Raw genomic sequence first — 24,061 nt, forward strand, 5'->3', positions numbered from 1 at the left:
GTCAGTCCTCCTGGTGGGAAAGGGTGGTGACACCGGCGTCGCCGGTGGCCTCGGCGATCCTGGCGGCCAGGATCGGTCCGATCTGGGCCAGTGATCCCGCTTGGGTCATCTGGTCGTGCCGGGTGGTGATCTCGTGGGATTCGATCCGGCCCGTGATGTACGGGCGCCAGACCTCCGGACCGGCGTCGTCGTGGCCCCGGTCGATCGTGGAGTTGAACAGCAACAGGTCGCCGTCGTACCTGCCGGGGACGAAGTCGACCGCCAGCTTCGCGTTGTTGATCATGATCTGGACGATCACCTCGACCTGCCGCTCGTTCAGGCCGGCCAGCGCGCTGCCCCGCCGGTTCAGCACCTCGGCGACCTCGGCGTAGGTGATCTCCCGGTCGCCCAGCTCGTCCGGGTCGACGTCGAGCACCCCGACGAGCACGTCCCGCACGGTGGGCACCGGCTCCTCCTCGAACTGCACGTCCTTCACCGGATAGGCGTCGAGGATCGCCAGGAGTGCGGTCCGCTCGCCGCGCGCCTGCAGTTCGCAGGCCAGCGCGTGGGCGATCAGCCCGCCCGCGGACCAGCCGAGCAGCAGGTACGGGCCCTCCGGCTGGATCTTCTGGACGTGGTCGGCGTAGTCGGCCGCCATCTCCTCGTAGGACGTGGGCAGCGGCTCGGGCCGGCCGAGGCCGCGTGCCTGGATCGCGTAGACCGGGTGCTGCGGACCGACGTGGTTCAGCAGCCCGCTGTAGGACCAGCTGATGCCGCCGCCGGGGTGGACGCAGAACAGCGGTGTGTCCGCCCCGGTCGAACGCAGAGGCAGCAGCACGTCCAACGCGTCGTCCGGATCGTTCATGGCCAGGCGTTCGGTGAGTCCGGCCACGGTCGGCGCCTCGAACAGCATGCGCAGTCCCAACTCCAGGCCGAGGATCTCGCGGACCCGGGAGGCCAGCCGGGCGGCCAGCAGCGAATGCCCGCCCAGGTCGAAGAAGCCGTCGTCGATGCTCACCTGGTCCCGACCGAGGACCTCGGCGAACAGGCCGCACAGCAGCTGCTCCTGCGGCGTCCGAGGGCCGCGCCCGGCGTCCGACGCCCCGTAGTCGGGGGCGGGCAGGGCGGCTCGGTCCAGCTTGCCGTTGGCGGTCAGCGGCAGCGCGTCCACGGTGACGAACGCCGCCGGCACCATGTAGTCGGGCAGCTCTCGACGCAGTCGGCCGGACAGCTCGGTCGTCTCGGGTGCGCCCTCGGGCGCGGGCACCAGGTAGGCGACCAGCCGCTTCTCTCCCGGCCGGTCCTCACGGGCGACCACGGCAGCCTGGGCGACACCCGGGCAGCCCGCCAGGACGGCCTCGACCTCTCCGGGCTCGATCCGCAGACCGCGCAGCTTGACCTGGTGATCGACGCGTCCGGCGAACTCCAGCGTGCCGTCGGGCAGCCACCAGGAAAGGTCGCCGGTGCGGTACATACGGCTCCCGGCCGGCCCGAACGGGTCGGCGGTGAAGCGCTCCGCTGTCAGGCCCGGCCGGCCGAAGTAGCCGCGGGCCACACCCGTTCCCGCGAGGTACAGCTCACCGACCATGCCGGTCGGCACCGGCCGCAGCCGGTCATCGAGCACGTACGCACGCATGTTGGCCATCGGCCCGCCGATCGGCACGGTCGCGGCGTTCTCGGGAAGGCTGCGCACCGGGTGACGGGTGGCCAGGGTGGTTGCCTCGGTGGGCCCGTAGCCGTTGACCACCTCGATGCCCGGGCAGGCCGCGAGCACCCGGGCGGCGGCGGCCGGGGAGACCACGTCGCCGCCGGTCCACACCTCCCGCACCCCGGCGAGCAGGCCCGGTCGCTCCTCGGCGACCAGACGGAACAGTCCGGCGGTCAGCCACAGTCCGGTCACCCCGTGCGTGGCGATCGTGTGCTGCAGCAGGTCGAGGTCGAGCTGCTCGGGCGGTGCGATCACGATCCGGCCCCCGTTGAGCAGCGGAACCCACAGCTCGTAGGTCGAGAGGTCGAAGGCCGTCGGGGAGTGCATCAGCACCCGCTCATGTCCGCCGCCGCGCCATTCGGGGGTCAGCGCCAGGCCCACCACGTCCCGGTGGGTGACGGCCACGCCCTTCGGCCGGCCGGTCGAGCCGGAGGTGTACATGATGTACGCCACCTGTCCCGGTTCACAGGAGACGTCGACGTCGGACGGGTCGGCGGCCGCGGACCGCATGAGCGCGGCGAGCACCTCCGGGGTGAGCACCAGGGCGGCCCCGCTCTCCCGCATGATCAGGTCGATCCGGGAGGACGGGAAGCGGGAGTCCAGCGGTACGTAGGCGCCACCCGCCTTGACGATCGCCAGGAGGGCCACGACCAGCTCTGCCGAGCGGTCCATCAGGACCGCGACCGGCGTCTCCGGCCGTACGCCCTGGTGGATCAGCGCCCTCGCCAGGCGGTCGGCCCGCAGGTCGAGCTCCGCGTACGTCAGCTCGGTGTCGCCCGCCACGACCGCGACCGCGTCCGGGTTGGCCCGCACCTGACGGGCGAACAGCTCCGGCACCGAGGCCGACGGCAGCTCCACGGCCGTGTCGTTGAAGCCGTACAGCAGCCGGTGGCGTTCGGCGTCGGACATGAGGTCGATCCGGCTGATCGGCCGGTCGGGCTCGGCGACCGCCGCGCGCAGCAGGCGGGCCCAGCGCTCGAACAGCAGCTCCACCGTGGACGCGTCGAACAGGTCGGTGGCGTACTCCACCGCGCCGACCAGACCGTCGGCGCCGCCGTCCGGGCGGAACTGCTCGGCCAGGCTGAACGTCAGATCGACCCGGGAAGTGCCGGTCGGCGCCTCCAGATGGCCCGTCTCCAGTCCGGGCAGGGCGAACTCGCCGAGCGGCGCGTTCTGCAGGGCCAGCATGACCTGGAACAGCGGGTGGTGGGCCAGCGACCGCACCGGGTTGGCCACCTCGACCAGGTACTCGAAGGGCACGTCCTGGTGGTCGTACGCCGTGAGCGCCTTCTGCCGCACCCGGCCGAGCAGTTCGCTGAAGCCGGGGTCGCCGCTGGTGTCGGTGCGCAGCACCAGGGTGTTGACGAAGAACCCGACGAGCTCGTCCAGTGCCTGGTCGGTACGGCCGGCGATCGGGCTGCCGATCGGGATGTCCGTACCGGCACCGAGCCGGTCGAGGAGAGCGGCGAGACCTGCCTGGAGCACCATGAACATGCTGGCCCCGCGCGCGGTGGCCAGGTCCCGCAGTGCCTGGTGCAGCTCGGGGTCCAGCCGGACCACGACCCGGTCGCCCCGCTGGGAGGCCACCGGCGGCCGGGGCCGGTCGGCGGGCAGCTGCACCTGCTGCGGAATTCCCGTCAGCTCGTGCTTCCAGTAGGCCAGTTGGCGGGCGAACAGGCTGTCGGGATCGGCGGCGTCGCCGAGCAGATCGCGTTGCCAGCGGGTGTAATCGGCGTACTGCACCGGCAACGGCGACCACTGCGGCTCCTCGCCCCGGCAGCGCGCCGCGTAGGCCGTCGCGAGGTCGCCGGAGAGCGGCCCCATCGACCAGCCGTCGGCGGCGATGTGGTGCACCACGACCAGCAGCACGTGCCGGTCGGGGGCGAGCGCGTAGAGCTCGGCCCGGACCGGCGGCTCCGCGGCCAGGTCGAAGCCGCGCCGGGCCGTGTTCGCCAGGCGCTCGGCCAGCCGGCTCTCGTCGAGTTCGACCACCGGCAGTGCTGGGTGCGCCTGCTCGGTGCTCAGCACGACCTGGTGCGGGACGCCGTCGGTCTCGCGGAAGACCGTCCGCAGGCTCTCGTGCCGGGCGATCACGTCCGCGAGTGCGGCGTGCAAGGACGACCGGTCGAGGCTGCCGGTCAGGCTCAGCGCGAGCGGCATGTTGTAGGTGGCGCTCGGTCCGTCCATCCGGTGCAGGAACCACAAGCGGCTCTGCGCGAAGGACAGTTCCAGGCGCTCCGGGCGGGGCCGGGCAATCAGCGCGGGCCGCGCTGCTCCGGAACCGTCCAGGTGGGCCGCCAGCCCGGCCACGGTCGGGCTCTCGAACAGGGTCCGGACCTCCAGCTCCGCGCCGAGGGTCGCCCGGACCCTGGAGGCCAGGCGGGTCGCCAGCAGCGAGTGTCCGCCGAGGTCGAAGAAGCTGTCGTCGACCCCGACCTGTGCCAGCCCGAGCACTTCGGCGAACAGCTCCGCGAGGACCTGCTCCTGCGGAGTGCGAGGCGCCCGTCCTGCGGCGACCGGACCGAGGTCGGGGGCGGGCAGCGCGCGGCGGTCGAGCTTGCCGCTGGCCGTCAGCGGCAGCGCGTCCATCGCGACGAACGCCGACGGAACGAGGTAGTCCGGCAGCCGCTCGCGCAGCCAGTCCCGGAGTTCGCCGAGGAGTGCGCCGGTGCCACGGCTGCCGGCCGGGCGGTTGGTCAGCGAGGACAGCGCCCGGCCGGAGGCCCCGGCCGGGTGGCACGGCTCGACCGACGGGCCGTGGAGCGCCCGGGGACCGGCGAGGACGACGTCCACGGAGTCGGCAGCGGTGGCCGACCAGGTGACGGCGACCGTGTGGTCGAACTCCCCGCCGAGGGCGTGGAAGTCCTCCGGGTCGAGGAGGTCGCTTCCCTCCGGGGCGTGCAGCCGCTCCAGCAGTTCCGCGAGCGGTCCGTCCTCGTCCTGCAGCGCCCGGGCAAGCGCGGCTTCCCCCACCACACGGCGGTTCGGCACCCCGGTGATCCGCAGCACCTCGGCGGGCGGCTGGGCGAGCAGCTCGCGCAGCTCGGCCGGTCCGGTGATCTGCCGCCCCCACGCCAGCTCGACGGACCCGGTGGGGGTCTCCGGGGCGACGGGTGACTTGTGCAGCGTCACGTCGTAGCGGTACCGGGTCAGCTCGTTGTGGTGGCGGCCGCGCTTGACCTCCACGGCCATCGCGCCGATGTCCGTGCCGTTCTGGCGCAGGACGGTGAAGAAGTCCGGGTCGACCAGCAGCTCCTTCTCCACCCGGAGAGCCCGCTCCACCGCGCGGCGCACGGCCGCGCGGTCCGCGCCGGCGCCGGCCCGGTGCAGCTCGACGGCGGTGGCCAGCGGGCGCAGCAGCCGCAGGTTGCGGACGTCGCCGACGAAGAGCGCGCCACCGGGGGCGAGCAGCCTCATCAGTTTCCCGATCACGTCCGCGAGGTAGTCGGCGGACGGGAAGTACTGCACCACCGAGTTGATCACGATGGTGTCGAACTCCTCGGCCGGCAGCCCGTCGGTGTCGTGCGCCGGACGGGTCTGCAGCACCACGCGCCCGGCCAGCCGCTCCTCCCTCGCGACCTGGGCGGTCAGGGCGTCGATCGCGGTGGCGGAGAAGTCGGTCGCCCAGTAGGTCTCGCAGTGGGGTGCGATCTGCGAGAGCAGCAGACCGGTGCCGACTCCGACCTCCAGCACCCGGCGCGGCTTCAGGGCCAGGATGCGGGTCACCGTCGCGTCCCGCCATTCCCGCATCTGCTCGACAGGGATCGGGCCGGCGTCGTAACTGCTCTTCCAGCCCACGAAGTTGTGGCCGAAGGCCGCTTCGTCGGGGGCGATGGGCAGGGCGTCGTAGACGTCCTGCCACTCGCCCACGTGGTCCGCTTCCAGGCCGCTGTCCCGGGCCGTGTCCTGGCGCGGGACGACGTAGCCGACGAGCGACTCGCCCTGGGCCGAGACGGCGGCCTGGGCGACGGCGGGGTGCTCGGCCAGTGCGGCCTCGACCTCGCCGAGTTCGACGCGGAAGCCGCGGACCTTCACCTGGTCGTCGGCGCGACCGACGTATTCCAGCTGGCCGTCGCCCAGCCGGCGCACCAGGTCGCCGGTGCGGTACATGCGCTCACCGGGTCCGAACGGGCAGGCGACGAACCTCCCCGCCGTCAGGCCCGGCCGGTGAAGGTATCCGCGCGCCAAGCCCGCGCCCGCGACGTACAGCTCGCCCGTCACACCCGGCGGCACCGGTCGCAGACGGTCGTCCAGCACGTACACACGGGCGTTGGCGATCGGCCGGCCGATGGGCGGCACGCCGGACCCCGGGGACAGTGGGTCGCTCATCGTCGCGCACACGGTGGTCTCCGTGGGGCCGTACGCGTTGATCATCCGGCGCCCGGGCGCCCAGCGCTCCACCAGCTCCGGCGGGCACGCCTCACCCGCCACCACCAGCGTCGACACGGTCACCGTGCCGTCCGGCACGGCGGCGAGCACGGACGGGGGCACCGTCACGTGGGTGGCGCCGAGGGTCGGATCGGTCAGGGCGGCGACCGGATCGGCGGCGGGGGGCAGCAGCAGGGTGGCGCCGCCCAGCAGTGCGGTGAAGATCTCCGACACCGAGGCGTCGAAGCTGGGCGAGGCGAACTGCAGCACCCGGCTGCCGGGTTCGATCGCGAAGCGCTCGATCTGTCCAGTGACCAGACTCGCGACACCCCCGTGGCCGACCACGACGCCCTTGGGGCGGCCGGTAGAGCCGGAGGTGTAGATCACGTACGCCGGGTGTCGGTTGTCGAGTGCGATCTGCGGGTCGGTGTCCGGCCAGTCGCCTTCGGTCACCATGGCGGGGTTGTCGACCAGGACGACCGGGCGGGCGTCGTCCAGCATGTACGCGATTCGTGACGGCGGGTAGGCCGGGTCCACCGGCAGGTAGGCCGCCCCGGCCTTCAGTACGCCGAGGACTGCCACCACTGATTCCAGCGACCGTGGCAGGGAGACCGCCACCACCTGCTCCGGACCGACACCTTGGGCGATCAGTGCGTGTGCGAACCGGTTCGCTCGTGCGTCGAGCTGTCGGTACGTCAGCTCTTCCTTGCCGCAGACGAGTGCGATCGCGTCCGGTGTCGCCGCCACCCGCGCCGCGAAGGCCTGCGGCAGCGGGACGGCGCCCACGTCACGGGCGGTGGCGTTGTCGCGTTCCAGCAGCCGGTGCCGTTCGTCGGCGCCGAGGAGCTCGATCCCTCCGATCGGCAGCTCAGGGTCGGCGGTGACGGCCTCCAGCAGGAGTGTCCAGCGCCGGACCAGGGCGGCGACCGTCGAGCGGTCGAACAGGTCGGTGGCGTACTCGACCGCGCCGGCGATTCCGGCCGGGCTCCCGTCGGGACCGAACTGTTCGACCATGCTCACGCCGAGGTCGAACTTGGCGGTTCGGGTCGCGACCGCGTAGGTGGCGACGTCCAGGCCGGGCAGCGAGAAGCGGCCCATCGGCGCGTTCTGCACGGCGAGGATGGTCTGGAACAGCGGGTGGTGGGAGAGGGAACGGGACGGGTTGAGCGCTTCCACAAGGTGCTCGAACGGCACGTCCTGGTGCGCGTACGCCGACAGCGCGGTCTCCCTCACCCGGCCGAGGAGCTCGGCGAAACTCGGATCACCGCTCGTGTCGGTGCGCAGTACCAGCGTGTTGACGAAGAAGCCGACCAGATCGTCCAGGGCCTCATCCGTGCGCCCCGCGATCGGACTCCCGATCGCGATGTCCGTGCCCGCACCCAGCCGCGTGTACAGCGCCGCCAGTGCCGCCTGCAGCACCATGAACAGACTCGTCCCGGTACTCCGCGCCAACTCCGCCAGCGCGGCGTGCAGTTCGGGGCCGAGTTCCAGGTCGACGTGGTCCCCGTGCCGGCCTGCGACAGCCGGGCGGGGGCGGTCGGTGGGCAGGGCGAGCAGCTCCGGCAGGTCGGACAGTTGCCGCTTCCAGTAGTCGAGCTGCTCGGCGAACAGGCTCTGCGGGTCGGCGGCGTCGCCGAGCAGCTCGCTCTGCCACAGCGTGTAGTCGGCGTACTGCACGGGCAAGGCCGGGCGGCTGTCCGTCCGGCCCTCGCAACGGGCCGCGTAGGCCTCGGCCAGGTCGCGGGCGAGTGGCCCGGTGGACCAGCCGTCAGCGGCGATGTGGTGCATGACCAGCAGCAGCACGTGTTCGTCCGGCGCGAGAGCGAACAGCTCCGCCCGCAGCGGCGGCTCCGTCGCGAGCTCGAAGGGCTGCCGGGCGGACTCGGCGAGCTGCTCGGGCAGTTCGCCTTGTGTCACCTCGGTCGGTCGGGCCCGGAGGCGGACCGTGGTCGGGTCCAGCAGGCGCTGGCAGGGTACGCCGCCGACCTCCGGGAACACCGTCCGCAGGCTCTCGTGCCGGGCCACCACGTCGGCCAGCGCTTGATCCAGTGCGGGGCGGTCGAGCGTTCCGGTCAGCCGCAGTGCCAGCGGGATGTGGTACGTCGCGGCGGCGGCGTCCATACGGTGCAGGAACCAGAGCCGGCGCTGGGCGAAGGAGAGCGGCACTGCCTCGGGCCGCTCGTACGGGGTCAGCGCCGGGCGGGCACGGCCGGCCTCGGCCAGCGCCTCGGCCAGGCCCGCCACTGTGGGCGCCTGGAAGAGTGCGCGCAGCCCGAGTTCCACGCCGAGCACCGAGCGCACCCGGGCGACCAGCCGGGTGGCGAGCAGGGAATGCCCGCCCAACTCGAAGAAGTCGTCGTCGACCGAGACCCGCTGCACGCCGAGCACCTCCGCGAACAGCTCGGCGAGGATCTGCTCCTGCGGCGTGCGCGGCACCTGCCCGCTCCCCGCCGGAGCGGCGTCGGGCACGGGCAGCGCAGCCCGGTCCAGCTTGCCGTTGGGCGTCAGCGGCAACGCGTCCAGCACCATGAAGACGGTCGGCACCAGGTAGTCCGGCAGCCGCTCGCGCAGGTGCGCCGCCAGCTCCGCAGGACGGGCGGTCAGGTCGTGCCGGGCCACCACGTAGCCGACGAGCCGGTCGTCCTGGGCCGAGACGGCGGCCTGGGCGACGGCGGGGTGCTCGGCCAGTGCGGCCTCGACCTCGCCGAGTTCGACGCGGAAGCCGCGGACCTTCACCTGCTGGTCGGCCCGGCCGACGTACTCCAACTCGCCGTCGGGCCGACGCCGCACCAGGTCGCCGGTGCGGTACATCCGGGCACCCGCCGGCCCGAACGGGCAGGCCGTGAACCGTCCCGCCGTGAGGCCCGGCCGGTCCAGGTAGCCGCGTGCCAGACCCGGGCCGGCGATGTACAGCTCTCCGGGCACGCCCGGTGGTACGACGTGCAGCCGCTCGTCCAGCACGTACGTCCGGAAGCCCGCGACCGGTCGCCCGATCGGTGGCACGCCGGACCCCGGGGACAGCGGGTCGCTCATGGTTGCGCACACGGTGGTCTCGGTGGGGCCGTACGCGTTGATCATCCGGCGCCCGGGCGCCCAGCGCTCCACCAGCTCCGGCGGGCAGGCCTCACCCGCCACCACCAGGGTGGTCGCCGTGAGTTCGGCGCCGTCCAGCGCAGCCAGGGCGGAGGGCGGCAGCGTCACATGGGTGACGGAGAACCGGCGGTCCGTCAGGGCCTCCAGCGGGGCCTCGGCGGGAGCCAGTACGAGGGAGGCACCGGTGAGCAGCGCGCTGCACAGGTCCCAGAAGGACGCGTCGAAGCTGGGCGAGGCGAACTGGAGCACCCGGCTGCCCGGTGCCACGCCGAGCCGCTCGACCTGCACCGCCACCAGGCCCGACACACCGGCGTGGCTCACGACGACGCCCTTGGGGCGGCCGGTAGAGCCGGAGGTGTAGATCACGTAGGCCGGGTGTCGGATGTCGGGTGCGATCTGCGGGTCGGTGTCGGGCCAGTCGCCTTCGGTCACCGTGGCGGGGTTGTCGACCAGGACGGTCGGGCGGGCGTCGTCCAGCATGTACGCGATCCGGGACGGCGGGTAGGCCGGGTCCACCGGCAGGTAGGCCGCCCCGGCCTTCAGTACGCCGAGGACCGCCACCACTGATTCCAGCGACCGTGGCAGGGAGACCGCCACCACCTGCTCCGGACCGACACCCTGGGCGATCAGCGCGTGTGCGAACCGGTTCGCCCGCGCGTCGAGCTGTCGGTACGTCAGCTCGTCCTCGCCGCAGACCAGTGCGATCGCGTCCGGTGCCGCCGCAACCCGCGCCGCGAACAGCTCAGGCAGGCTTTCCCCGCCCGCTTCCTCCTCGACGGAGGGCAGCAGCTCGCCGTGCTCCTCGGCGGACAGCAGGTCGATCCCGCCGATCGGCCGGTCGGGAGCGGCGGCGACCGCGGCCAGCATCCTGGTCCACCTGGCGGCCAGAGTCTCGACCGTCGCGCGGTCGAACAGGTCGGTGCTGTACTCGATCGCACCGCTGAGTCCGGCCGGCTCGCCGTCGGGACCGTACTCCTCCGCGAACCCGAAGGTCAGGTCGAGCCGCGCGGTCCCGGTGAGCACGGCCACCCCGGAGACCTGGAGGCCCGGCAGTTCGAAGGCGCCGCCCGGCGCGTTCTGCACGACCAGACCGGTCTGGAACAGCGGGTGGTGGGAGAGGGAACGAGACGGGTTGAGCGCTTCCACGAGGTGCTCGAACGGCACGTCCTGGTGCGCGTACGCCGACAGCGCGGTCTCCCTCACCCGGCCGAGCAGGTCGGCGAAACTCGGATCACCGCTCGTGTCGGTGCGCAGCACCAGCGTGTTGACGAAGAAGCCGACCAGATCGTCCAGGGCCTCATCCGTGCGCCCCGCGATCGGACTCCCGATCGCGATGTCCGTGCCCGCACCCAGCCGCGTGTACAGCGCCGCCAGTGCCGCCTGCAGCACCATGAACAGGGTCGCCCCCGATCGTCGTGCCAACTCCACGAGCGCGGTGTGCAGTTCGGCACCGATGCGGAGTTCCAGCAGGTCACCGCTGTACGTCATGGCGGCCGGGCGCGGCCGGTCGGCAGGCAGCTGCAGTTGGTCGGGCAGACCGGCCAGTGTCTGCGTCCAGTAGGCGACCTGGCGGGCGAACAGACTGTCGGCGTCGTCCTCGTCGCCCAGGATCTCGTGCTGCCACAGGGTGTAGTCGCCGTACGTCACGGGCAGCGGTGGCCAGGCCGGTGCCCCGCCGCCCTGCCGGGTGCTGTAGGCGGCGCCCAGGTCCCGGGCGAGCGGGCCCATGGACCAGCCGTCTCCGACGATGTGGTGCATGACCAGCAGCAGCACGTGCTCGTCCGGCGCGACCGAGAACAGTTCCGCCCGCAGCGGTACCTCCGAGGTCAGGTCGAAGCCGCGCACGGCCGCCTCGCGCAGCACCGCGGACAGCTCCCTCTCGCCGGTCTTGCGCACGGCCAGGGGGACGGCGACCTCGGCGGCATCGAGCACCCGCTGGTACGGAATTCCGCCGGTGTGCGGGAAGACCGTCCGCAGGGTTTCGTGCCGGGCCACCACGTCCACGAGCGCGGAGCTCAGCGCGTCCCGGTCGAGGTCTCCTGAGAGCCGCAGGGCCAGCGGCATGTGATACGTGGCGCTCGGCGCCCCGAACTGCTGGAGGAACCAGAGCCGGCGCTGCGCGAACGACAGCGGCATCATTTCGCGACGGGGCCGGGGCACCAGAGCCTGCCGTGGGGTGCCGGCGTCGTGCAGCCCGGCCGCCAGCCCGGCCGCCAGTCCTGCGGGGGTCGGGGTCCGGAACAGAGCGCGCAGCTGCAGCTCGACTCCGAGGGTCGCCCGGACCCGCGAGACCAGCCGGGTGGCGAGCAAGGAGTGCCCACCCAGCTCGAAGAAGTCCTCGTCGACCCAGACCCGCGCGATCCCCAGCACCTCGGCGAACAGCTCGCACAGGATCTGCTCCTGGGGCGTGCGAGGCGCCCGGCCACCGGCGGTCGTGCCCGGCTCCGGCGCGGGCAGCGCCGCCCGGTCGAGCTTGCCGTTCGGCGTCAGCGGCAGCGCGTCGAGCAGGACGAACGCGGACGGAACCAGATACTCCGGCACCCGGTCGCGCAGGAACACCGCCAGCGCCGACGCGGTCGCCGCGGTCGCGTCCGAGGGGACGACGTACGCGACGATCCGGTCCTCCCTGGCGAGCACCGCGACCTGGGACACGCCCGGGTGCGCCGTCAGCTCGGCCTCGATCTCACCGGGCTCGATCCGGAACCCGCGCACCTTGACCTGGTGGTCGACCCGGCCGGCGAACTCCAGCTCGCCGTCGGCACGCCAGCGCACCAGGTCGCCGGTGCGGTACATCCGCGCGCCCGCCGGACCGTACGGATGGGCGACGAAGCGCCCGGCGCTCAGTCCGGGCTGGTTCAGGTAGCCGCGGGCCAGCCCCGCTCCGGCCAGGTACAGCTCGCCCAGCACGCCGGAGGCCACCGGACGCAGCGCCGAATCCAGCACATACGCCTGGCAGTTGGCGATGGGGCGACCGATCGGCACCGGCAGCGGGCAGTCGGCGGGGTCGGCCGGAAGCGCGTAGGCGGTGATCACGTGCGTTTCGGCAGGCCCGTAGTGGTTGTGCAGCACCCGGCCCGGCCGGCGAGCCTGGAAGCGGCGCAGTGCACCGCTCAGTCGCATGGCCTCTCCGGCCTGGGCGACCAGCCGCAGGCGGGGCAGGTCCAGCCCGGCCTCCTCGGCGGCTTCGGCCAGTGCCTCGACCACCAGATTCGGCGCGAACAGCTCCTCGACCTGGTGCCGGTCCAGCCAGTGGGCGAACAGCTCCGCGCTGCGCCGCTGCTCCTCGGTCGGCACCACCAGGGTCTTGCCGTACAGCAGCGCGGAAAGCACTTCCTGCACCGAGACGTCGAAGCTGATCGCGGTGAACTGCGCGGTGCGCGTGCCGGGTTCGCCGCCGACGGTCCGGTGGTGCCACTCCAGCAGGTTCAACAGTCCGGCGGCGGGCATCTCGATGGCCTTGGGCCGGCCGGTGGAACCGGAGGTGTAGATGACGTAGGCAGGATGCCGGGCGTCCGCGGGGACGGCCGGATCGTGCTCCGGCAGCTCGCCGTCCGGCGTGACGGCCGCGAGGTCGTCGAGCACGACGGCCGGGCGGGCGTCGTCCAGCATGAACGCGATGCGGGCGGCCGGGTAGTCCGAGTCGATCGGCAGGTACGCCGCGCCCGCCTTGAGCACGGCGAGGACGGCGACCACCAACTCGGCCGAACGCGGCAGTCGCAGGGCGACGACCTGCTCAGGACCCACGCCCCGCGCGATCAGCGCGTGGGCCAGGCGGTTGGCCCGGCGGTTCAGCTCGCGGTAGGTCAGCACGGTGCTCTCGAACACGACGGCCGGGGCCTCCGGCGTCGCCCGGGCACGTGCCTCGAACAGCGCGGGCAGGGTGACATCAGGAGCCGGGCAGGCCGTGTCGTTGCGGTCGACCAACAGCTCGCGCCGCTCCTCGGCGGTGAGGATGTCGATCCGGCTCAGCGGACGCTCCGGGGCGGCGACCACCGCGGCCAGCAGCCGCAGCCACCGGGCGACCAGTGCCTCCACCGTGGCGGGGTCGAACAGGTCGGTGCTGTACTCGACCCGCCCGATGATGCCCTCGGCCGGCCCGCCGGTGCCGCCGCGCTCCAGCAGGTGGAAGCCGAGGTCGAACATCGCCGTCGGCGTCCGCACCAGGACGATCTCGGCGGTCAGACCGCTCAGCTCGAACTCGGCGCGGGGCACGTTCTGCAGCGCGAGCAGTACCTGGAACAGCGGCTGCCGGGTGAGCGACCGGGACGGGTTCAGGGCCTCGACGACATGCTCGAACGGCAGGTCCTGGTGCGCGTACGCGCCGAGTGCGCCCTCCCGGACACGGACCAGCAGGTCGGCGAAGGACGGGTCGCCGCTGGTGTCCGTGCGGAGCACCAGGGTGTTGACGAAGAACCCGATGAGGTCGTCCAGCGCCTGGTCGGTGCGGCCGGCGATCAGGCTGCCGACCGGGACGTCCGTACCCGCACCGAGCTTGTCCAGCAGCGATGCCAGGCCGGCCTGCAGCACCATGTACACGCTGGCGCCGTGCTCCCGGCCCAGCCGGACGAGCCCGGCGTGGAGTTCCGCGTCCAGTGCGATCGGCAGGTGGCCGCCGGAGAAGGAAGGGGTCGCGGGCCGGTGACGGTCGGCGGGGAGCCGGATCTGCTCCGGCAGGTCCGCGAGCGTCCGCGTCCAGTACTCGGTCTGACGGGCGAACAGGCTGTCCTGGTCGGCCGCATGGCCGAGCAGCCGGTTCTGCCACAGGGTGTAGTCGGCGTACTGCACGGGCAGCGGTGCCCACTGCGGCGCCCCGCCCCGGCGGCGTGCCGCGTACGCGGTGGTCAGGTCGGTGGCCAGCGGGCCCAGCGACCAGCCGTCTCCGGCGATGTGGTGCATCACCAGGAGCAGTACGTGCTCGTTCGCCGAGACCTCGAACACTTCGGCGCGCAGCGGTGGTTCGGCGGCAAGGTCGAATCCGCGCGCAGCGGCTCCCGTCAGCAGTTCCGGCAGGGCCGGCTCGTCGGCCGGGGTGACCGACAGCTTCGGGCGCGCCTCCCCTGCGGCGAGTACCCGCTGGTAGGGCACGCCGTCCGTGGCCGGGAAGACCGTGCGCAGGGTTTCGTGCCGGTCGACGAGGTCGCCCAGCGCCGCCTCCAGGGCCGCCAGGTCCAGCGGTCCCGAGAGCCGCCATGCGAGCGGCATGTTGTAGACCGACTCGGCGCCCTCCAACTGGCGCAGGAACCACAGCCTCCGCTGGGCCGACGACAGCGGCACCAGCTCGGGCCGCTCCGCCCGCTCCAGGGCGAGCCGGGCCCGGTCCGCGCCGCCCAGCCCGGCGGCCAGCCCGGCCACGGTCGGGGTACGGAACAGGGCGGACAGGGCCAGCTCCACGCCCAGCGTCGCACGGACCCGGGCCACCAGCCGGGTGGCGAGCAGGGAGTGCCCGCCGAGATCGAAGAAGTCGTCGTCGGCACCGACCTGGGACAGGCCCAGTACCTCGGCGAACAGCCCGGCCAGCACATGTTCGTGAGGAGAGTGCGGTGCCCGGCCGGCCGGCGTCGCGGTGGACTCGGGCTCGGGCAGGGCACGTCGGTCCAGCTTGCCGTTCGGGGTCAGCGGCAGCGCGTCGAGGGAGACGAACGCCGCCGGCACCATGTACTCCGGCAGCCGCTCGCGCAGGTGCGCCCGGAGGTCCTCCGGCCGAAGCTCCGCACCGGTGGCGGTCTGCAGGTAGGCGACCAGACGGGGGCCCTGCGCCCGGTCCTGCCGGACGATCACGGCGGCCCGCTTGATCCCGGGGTGCTCGGCGAGGACGGCCTCGATCTCGCCGAGTTCGATGCGGAATCCTCGGACCTTTACTTGGTCGTCGGTGCGGCCGAGGAACTCCAGGTTTCCGTCCGGGTTCCATCGCACCAGGTCACCGGTGCGGTACATCCGAGAGCCGCCGGGACCGAACGGGTCCGCGACGAACCGCCCAGCGGTCAGCCCCGGCCGGTTCAGATAGCCCCGCGCCAGGCCCGTACCGGCGATGTACAGCTCACCCGGCACATCGGCGGGCACGGGCCGCAACGCGGCGTCGAGGACGTGCAGCCGGACGCCGTCGAGAGGTCGGCCGATCACTTGGCCCGGACTCGACTCCAGGCGCGCGACGACAGAGTCCACCGTGCACTCGGAGGGCCCGTAGTAGTTGAGCGAGAGCACTCCGTCGGCCGCCCGCAGCCGCTTCCACAGCTGGTCCGGAACGGTCTCCCCGCCCAGCGCGACCACCGAAGGACGCCATCGCGGGTCGTCCAGCAGACCGTGTTCGATCAGCATCTGCAGATAGGAAGGGGTGCCGCCGACGGTGTCCAGCCCGGCCCGTACGGCGTACTCGAGGTAGGCCTCCGGGTCGGACCAGGTCGCCTCGTCCAGGACGTGCAGCTCGTGGCCCGCGAACAGGGCGAACAGCTGGTCGCAGGAGCCGTCGAACGACACGGATGTGGTCAGCCCCACACGCATCCGCGTCCTCGTCCGGAAGATCAGCGAGTTCTGCGCCGCGAAGAGGTTTCGCAGGCTGCCGTGGGTTGCCACCACGCCCTTGGGCCTGCCGGTCGAACCGGAGGTGTAGATCACGTAGACCGGTTGGCTCGGATCGACGGCCACCGCCGGATCGGCCGCCGGGCAGCCCTCCACCAGGGCGGCCGTCTCGGGATCGTCGAGCACCAGCCGGCCGGCCGCACCGCCGTCGGGCAGACGCTTCTCGCTGCGGGTGTCGGTGACGGTGAGGACCGGGCGGGCGTCTTCGAGCAGGTAGGCGATGCGGGCGGCCGGGTACTCCGGGTCGACCGGGACGTACGCCGCGCCGGTCTTCAGTACCGCGAGGATCGCCACCACCAGTTCGGCCGACCTCGGCAGTGCGACCGCCACCAGCCGCTCGGGTCCCGCGCCCCGTGCGATCAGCGCGTGCGCCAGCCGGTTCGCCCGTACGTCCAGCTCCGCGTATGTCAGCGACACGTCGCCGCACACCAGCGCGACGCGATCCGGAGTCGCCCGGACGTGCTCCCGGAACAGCTCCGGCAGGCTCTCGGTCACAGCCGACGCCGCCGGTCCGGTGCCCAGCTCCGTCAGCTCACGGCGCTCCTCGGCCGAGAGCAGCTCGAACCGGCTGAGCGGCCGCCGCGGGTCGGCGACCGCGGCACGGAGCAGCCGCTCCCACCGACCGAGCATCGTCTCGACGGCTGACGGGTCGTACAGGTCGCAGGCGTACTCGACGGACCCGTCGATCCCCGCTGGGGAGCCGTCCTCCGCGTGCCGCTCGGACATGGTGAAGATCAGGTCGAGTTTGGCCGTGGTGGATGTCGACGGCATGTCGTCGACGCGCAGCCCGGGCGGCGCGAAATCGGCCCGGGGCGCGTTCTGCAGCACCAGCATCACCTGGAACAGCGGGTGGTGCGCCAGCGACCGGGACGGGTTCAGGACCTCGACCAGGTACTCGAACGGCAGGTCCTGGTGGGCGTATCCGGCCAGCGCCGTGTCCCGGACCCGGTCCAGCAGCTCGGCGAACGTCGGATCGCCCGAGGTGTCGGTACGGAACACCAGGGTGTTGACGAAGTAGCCCACCAGATCGTCCTGCGCCTGGTCGGTCCGGCCGGCGACCGGGCTGCCGACCGGAATGTCGTCGCCCGCGCCGAGCTTGCTCAGCAATGCCGCCAGCCCTGCCTGGAGCACCATGAACAGACTGGTCCCGTGCGCACGGGCGAGCTCACGAAGACCGCGGTGCAGCTCGGCGTCGAGACCGGCGAGCACAGAAGCGCCCCGGTGCGAGGCGACCGCCGGGCGGGGCCGGTCGGAGGGCAGCTGGATCCGCTCCGGCAGACCGGCCAGCTGCCGGGTCCAGTAGTCTGCCTGGCCGGCGAACAGGCTGTCCCCGTCGGCGGAGTCGCCGAGCAGTTCGTGCTGCCACAGGGTGTAGTCGGCGTACTGGACAGGCAGGGGGGCCCACTGCGGCTCCTGGCCGCGGCAGCGTGCCGTGTAGGCGGCGGTCAGTCCCTGCGCGAGCGGGCCGAGCGACCAGCCGTCCCCCGCGATGTGGTGGAGCACCAGCTGGAAGACGTGCTCGTCCGGCGCCAACTCGAACAGCCCGGCCCGCAGCGGCACATCGGCGGCCAGATCGAACCGGCGGTCCTTCGCCGCCGTCATCAGAGCGGGCAGCTCGGCCTCGGTGGTCCGGTTCACGAGCAGCCGCGGGCGGGCCGCCTCCACGTCCAGCACCTGCTGGTGCGGCACCCCGTCCACCGCCGGGAAGACGGTGCGCAGGCTCTCGTGCCGAGCCGTCACGTCCGCCACGGCGGCCGCCAGGGCACCCCGGTCCAGATCCCCGGACAGCCGCCAGGCCAGGGAGATGTGGTAGTTCGCGCTGACACCCTCCAGCTGGTGCAGGAACCACAGCCGCCGCTGCGCGAACGACAGCGGGATCACCTCGGGCCGCTCACGCCGGACCAGGGCGGCCTGCGCCGGCCCGGCCGCTGCCAGGGCGGCGGCCAGACCCGCCGGGGTCGGCGCCTCGAAGAGCGTGCGCAGCGGCATCTCCACGCCGAGCGTCGCGCGGATCCGGGCGGCCAGGCGGGTGGCGAGCAGCGAGTGCCCGCCCAGATCGAAGAATCCGTCCTCGACGCCGGCCGACGCCACCCCCAGGACCTCTGCGAACAGCCGGCAGAGGATCTGCTCCTGCGGGGTGCGCGGCGCACGGCAGGTGGCCGCCGGGGTGAGGTCGGGGGCGGGCAGGGCCCGATGGTCCAGCTTGCCGTTGACGGTCAGCGGCAGTGCGTCCAGCATGACGAACGCCGACGGCACCATGTACTCCGGCAACCGCTCGCGCAGGTGCCCCCGCAGGTCGGCGGTGCTCGGTGCGGCGCCCGCGGCCGGCACCAGGTACGCGGCGAGCCGGGTGTCGTCGGACCGGTCCTGTCGTGCCAGGACGGCGGCCTGGGCGATGCCGGGGTGCGCGGCCAGCGCCGCCTCGATCTCGCCGAGCTCGATCCGGAAGCCGCGCACCTTCACCTGCTGGTCGGCCCGGCCGACGTAGCGCAGGCTGCCGTCCGCCGAGCGGCGCACCACGTCGCCGCTGCGGTACATCCGCGATCCCGGCAGCCCGAACGGGTCCGCGACGAACCGCCCCGCGGTCAGGCCGGGCCGGTTCAGGTAGCCGCGCGCCAGGCCCGCGCCCGCGACGTACAGCTCGCCGGGCACGCCCGGGGCCACCGGCCGCAGGCCGTCGTCGAGCACGTACGCCCGCAGGTCCGGGAGGGCCGCGCCGATCTGGCCGGCGGCGGTCCCGGACCGGTCGAGGGACGCGTACGTGACGTGCACCGTGGTCTCGGTGATGCCGTACATGTTGACCAGCCGCGGCGCGTCCTCCGCGTGCCTCTGGTACCAGCTCGCCAGCCGGGCGTGCTCCAGCGCCTCGCCGCCGAACACCACCGTGCGAAGGGCAAGCCGACGGCCGGTCTCCGGGGCCTCCGCGTCCGCCTGCATCAGCTGGTAGAAGGCGGACGGCGTCTGGTTGAGCACCGTCACCCGCTCGTGGGCGAGCAGTTCCAGGAACCGGCCGGGCGAGCGGCTGGTCTCGTGGTCGACGACCACCAGACGGCCGCCGTGCAGCAGCGGGCCCCACAGTTCCCACACCGAGAAGTCGAAGGCGTAGGAGTGGAAGAGGGTCCACACGTCATCGGAGGAGAAGTCGAACAGCTCCCGTGTCGTGTCGAACAGGCGTACCACGTTGCGGTGCGGGACCACCACGCCCTTGGGGTTGCCGGTGGAACCGGAGGTGTGGATGACGTAGGCGGCGTGGTCCGGGCCGACGGCGACACCCGGGTCCGTGTCCGGTAGCCCGTCCAGGTCGGCGGTGTCCAGCAGCAGCCGGTCCACGTGCTCCGCTCCCGGCAGGTCTCCGGTCCCGCTCGTCGTCACGAGCAGCGCGGGCCGGGAGTCCTGGAGGAGATAGGCGATCCGCGCGGCCGGGTATTCCGGGTCCACCGGTACGTACGCGGCGCCGGTCTTCAGTACCGCGAGCACCGCCACGACCAGCTCCGCCGAGCGCGGCAGGGCCAGCGCCACCAGCTGCTCCGGCCCCACCCCCCGGTCGATCAGGGCGTGCGCCAGCCGATTGGCACGCGCGTTCAGCCGGCCGTACGTCAGAGTGGTCTCGCCGTCGGTGAGAGCGGTCGCGGCAGGGTTCGCCCGCACCTGCCGCTCGAACAGCGCGGCCAGGCCGCACTCCGGCAGCTCCCCGCCCTGGTCGGTGCCGGCCGGCAGCAGGGCCCGGAGCTCATCGGCGGACAGCACGTCCACCTGGCGGATCCGTCGGCCGGGGTCGGCGACGACGGAGCGCAGCAGCCGCAGCCACCGTTCGACGATCCCGGTGACGGTGGCCGCGTCGAACAGATCGGTGCTGTACTCCACCACGCCCGACAAGCCCTCCTCGCCGGGCTGTTCGGCCAGAACGAAGGTCAGGTCGCACTTGGACGTTCCGGTGGGCACCAGGTCGGTCGCCACGCGCAGCCGCGGCAGGTCGAAGGTGCCGAACGGCGCGTTCTGCAGGGTGAGCATGGTCTGGAACAGCGGGTGGTGTGCGAGCGTCCGGGTCGGGTTCAGCGCCTCCACGAGGTGCTCGAACGGCACCTCCTGGTGCGCGTACGCGGCCAGCGCGTCGGAACGCACCCGGCCCAGCAGCTCGGTGAACGACGGATCGCCGGACAGATCGGTGCGCAGCACCAGGGTGTTGACGAAGAAGCCGACCAGGTCGTCCAGGGCCTCGTCGGTGCGCCCAGCGATCGGTGTGCCGATCGGAACGTCGGTACCGGCACCGAGCTTGCCCAGCAGCGCGGCCAGACCGGCCTGGAGCACCATGAAGAGGCTGGCTCCGCCGTCGCGGGCGAGTTCGCGCAGGCCCTGGTGCAGCTCGGCGTCGATGCGCACCGGAAGGTGGGCGCCCCGATAGGACATCGCCGCCGGCCGGGGCCGGTCGAAGGGCAGCTCGACCTGGTCGGGCAGGTCCGCCAGCCGTTCCCGCCAGTACGCGAGTTGGCCGTCGAGCAGACTGTCCGGGTCGGCGCTGTCACCCAGCAACTCCTGCTGCCAGAGGGCATAGTCGGCGTACTGGACCGGCAGCGGCGGCCACTCCGGCTTCGCCCCTTCGCTGCGGGCCGCGTAGGCGGTCGCCAGATCCCGCGAGAGCGGGCCCGTCGACCAGCCGTCACCGGCGATGTGGTGCACCACCAGCAGCAGTACGTGCTCCTCGGCGCCGAGCCGGAAGAGTTCGGCGCGCAGCGGCGATTCCCCGGAGAGGTCGAAGCCGTACCGCGCCGCCTCCGCCAGCCGGTCCGGCAGGTCGCGCTCGTCGGCCTCGGTCACCCGCAGCCGCGGCCGTGCCGCGTCGAGGCCGAGCACTCGCTGGCACGGCACTCCGTCGACCACCGGAAAGACGGTGCGCAGGCTCTCGTGCCGCTCCACCACGTCCGCCAGGGAGGCTTCCAGGGCCCGCTGGTCCAGGATTCCGGACAGCCGCAGAGCCAGTGGAATGTTGTACGTGGCACTCGGACCCTCCATCCGGTGCAGGAACCACAGTCGGCGCTGCGCGAAGGACAGCGGAACCGTCTCGGGCCGCTCGCGCCGCCCCAGCGCCGGGCGCGCCCGGCCCGCGGCGTCCACGGCGGCCGCCAGCTCCGCCACCGTCGGCGCGTCGAACAGGTCGCGCAGCCTCAGCTCCACACCCAGCACGGACCGTGCCCGGGCGATCAGCCTGGTGGCGAGCAGGGAGTGCCCGCCCAGGTCGAAGAAGGAGTCGTCGACAGCGACCTGCGGCCGTCCCAGCACCTCGGCGAACAGCCCGGCGAGCAGGTGCTCGACCGCGGTGCGCGGAGCTCGCCCCGGTGCGACGGGCTGGTGCCCGGGCGCCGGGAGGGCGCGCCGGTCGAGCTTGCCGTTCGGGGTCAGCGGAAGCGCGTCCAGCACCACGATCGCCGACGGCACCATGTGTGCGGGCAGCCGCTCCCGCAGCCCGGCCCGCAGGGTGTCCGCGTGGACGACCTGCCCCGCGGCGGGGACGACGTAGGCGACCAGCTGGGGTTCCTCGTCGGTGCGGACCGTGACCGCGGCCCGTGCGATCTGCGGGTGCTCGGCGAGGACGGCCTCGATCTCGCCGAGTTCGATGCGGAAGCCTCGGACCTTTACTTGGTCGTCGGTGCGGCCGAGGAACTCCAGGTTTCCGTCCGGGTTCCATCGCACCAGGTCACCGGTGCGGTACATCCGTGTGCCGCCGGGACCGAACGGGTCCGCGACGAACCGCCCAGCGGTCAGGCCAGGTCGGTTCAGATAGCCCCGCGCCAGGCCGGCGCCGGCGATGTACAGCTCACCCGGCACACCGGCCGGCAGCGGCCGCAGGGCGCCGTCGAGCACGTACAGCCGGGCGTTGGTGACAGGTCGGCCGATGACCGGGCGCGGGCTCGATGCCGTGGGCGCGGCCACCGAGTTGACGGTGCACTCCGACGGTCCGTAGAGGTTGAGGCAGGAGGCCCCGTCGGAGGCCCGCAACCGCTCCCAGAGCTGCTCGGGGACGGCCTCGCCGCCCGCCGCGACGAGCGCGGGACGGCGCTGCGGATCGTCCAGCAGTCCATGGGCGACAAGGACGTGGAGGTAGGAAGGGGTGGCTTCGACGTAGTCCAGCCCGCTGCACGCCGCGTAGTCGACGAAGGCCTTCGGGTCGGTCCAGGTCGCGTGATCCAGGACGTGCAGTTCGTGGCCCGCGAAGAGGGCCATGAGCTGGTTCCAGGAGGCGTCGAACGACACCGAGGTGGTCAGCGCCACCCGTAGCCGCCGCCCGTCCTCCAGCAGGGGTGCGAACTGCACCAGCCTCTGGTCGGTGAGCAGGTCGAGCAGGCCGCCGTGCGTTGCCACCACGCCCTTGGGCCTGCCGGTCGAACCGGAGGTGTAGATCACGTACGCCGGTTGGCTCGGATCCACGGCCACCGTCGGGTCGACCGCCGGCCAGTCCGCGAGCAGGGCGGCCTTCTCGGGATCGTCGAGCACCAGCCGGCCGGCCGCACCGCCGTCGGGCAGACGCTTCTCGCTGAGGGTGTCGGTGACGGTGAGGACCGGGCGGGCGTCTTCGAGCAGGTAGGCGATGCGGGCGGCCGGGTACTCCGGGTCGACCGGGACGTACGCCGCGCCGGTCTTGAGCACCGCGAGGATCGCCACCACGAGTTCGGCCGACCTCGGCAGCGCGACCGCCACCAGCCGCTCGGGCCCCGCGCCCCGTGCGATCAGCGCGTGCGCCAGCCGGTTCGCCCGTACGTCCAGCTCCGCGTACGTCAGCGACACGTCGCCGCACACCAGCGCGACGCGATCCGGAGTCGCCCGGACGCGCTCCCGGAACAGCTCCGGCAGGCTTTCGGTCACAGCCGACGCTGTCGGTCCGGAGCCCAGCTCCGTCAGCTCACGGCGCTCCTCGGCCGAGAGCAGCTCGAACCGGCCGACCGCCTCGTCCGGGTCGTAGTCCGCGACGGCGTCGAGCAGGGCGAGCAGCCGCTGCTGGTGCGCGGCGAGGTCGTCGTCGCCGTACGCCTCCGGCGCGCCGTGCAGCCGGAGAAGCGGGGGATTGCCGTCCCGGTAGTCGAAGAGCCAGATGGCCAGGTCGGTGGTCGACCCCGAGACGAAGTGGTGAACCGAGGCGGGGTGCCCGGCGAAGCTCGGCCTGGCGTTGAAGGCCATGATGTTGACGATCAGCGGGAACGCCGTTCCGATGCCGCCCGGCGCGCCCAAGTCGCGCAGCAGGTCCTCGCTGCGGTAACGCTCGTGCGCGACGGCCGACTCGACCTCCCGCGCCACCTGGTCGAGGAGAGCGCCCCACGGCATGTCCGGTCGCACGGTCAGCCGCAGCGGCACCACGTTGGACATCGTGCCGGGCACCGACATCAGGTCGCGGTCGGAGCCCCGACGGGCGGTGACGGGCAGGGCGAGCACCACGTCCTGGGCGCCGCTCAGCCGGTGGGCGTAGAGCGCCGTCGCCGCGATCACCACCCGGGACCACCTGACACCGGCCCGGCCCGCCGCCGCCCGCAGTGCCTCCGGGCTCCGCAGCTCCAGCTCCCCGGCCACGCGCAGGGTCCGGTGCGGGTCGGTCGCGGAGGTGTCGGTGAGCCGTGTCGGGGCGGGCAGATCGGTGAAGCGCTCGGTCCAGTAGGAGCGGTCGGCGGTGAAGTCGACGGACGAGCGATAGGCGGCGTCGCTGTCGACCAGGTCCCGCAGCGAGCCGAACGGGCAAGGCGGTACGACACGGTCCTCGACCAGCGCCGAGTACACCTCGCCGACCCGCTGCCGGACCATGGAGCTGCTGATCGCGTCCAGCACCAGGTGGTGGTAGTTCAGGTACCAGAGGAACTCCGTCGGCGACAGCCGGATCAGCGCATGGCCGAACAGCGGATCACGGGCGAGGTCCAACGGACGGGCCAGGTCCCGCTCCATCCAGTCCATGGCTGCCGACCGGGGATCCGGCTCGGCGCCGAGGTCGAGGTGGACGGGCGCCCAGTCCCAGGTCTCGCGGAGGATCTGGCGCGGGCCTTCACCGTCGTCGACGAAGGTCACGTGCAGGGCGTCGACCTCGTCGACCACCCGCCGCAGCGCGCCTTCGAACAGCTCCGGGTCGACCGGCCCGTGGATCTCCAGGCATTCGCCGACGCGGTAGCCCGGGATGGGCGTCCGGGAGCCCTGCTCGGCGAGCCAGATCTCCCGCTGGGCCGCGGTCAGGGGAAGGACGTCTCCGTCGCGACGGGACATGGGGGTACCTCCAGAAGTATGGGCGGGCATGCGCGCAGGGCGTGCCGGGCCGCGCCGACCGCGGTGGTGTCACGCGATCGGCGGGCGGAACGGCTTTCTGCG

At 72.8% G+C, this 24,061-nt stretch carries 1 protein-coding gene; it reads right to left on the minus strand.

Annotation, left to right across the window (positions count from 1 at the left end; translation table 11 throughout):
• Position 1 precedes the first annotated feature (1 nt).
• A complete protein-coding gene (locus tag ACZ6K0_RS21870) occupies positions 2–23,959 on the minus strand; it encodes a non-ribosomal peptide synthase/polyketide synthase (RefSeq protein WP_469229718.1) in 23,958 nt (7,985 codons plus the stop codon).
• Positions 23,960–24,061 lie beyond the last annotated feature (102 nt).

It is taken from the genome of Streptomyces sp. NPDC042346, from assembly GCF_055581845.1.

Coding starts and splice junctions, on each gene's coding strand:
- ACZ6K0_RS21870 (WP_469229718.1), bottom strand. CDS start 23,959: ATGTCCCGTCGCGACGGAGACGTCCTTCCCCTGACCGCGGCCCAGCGG.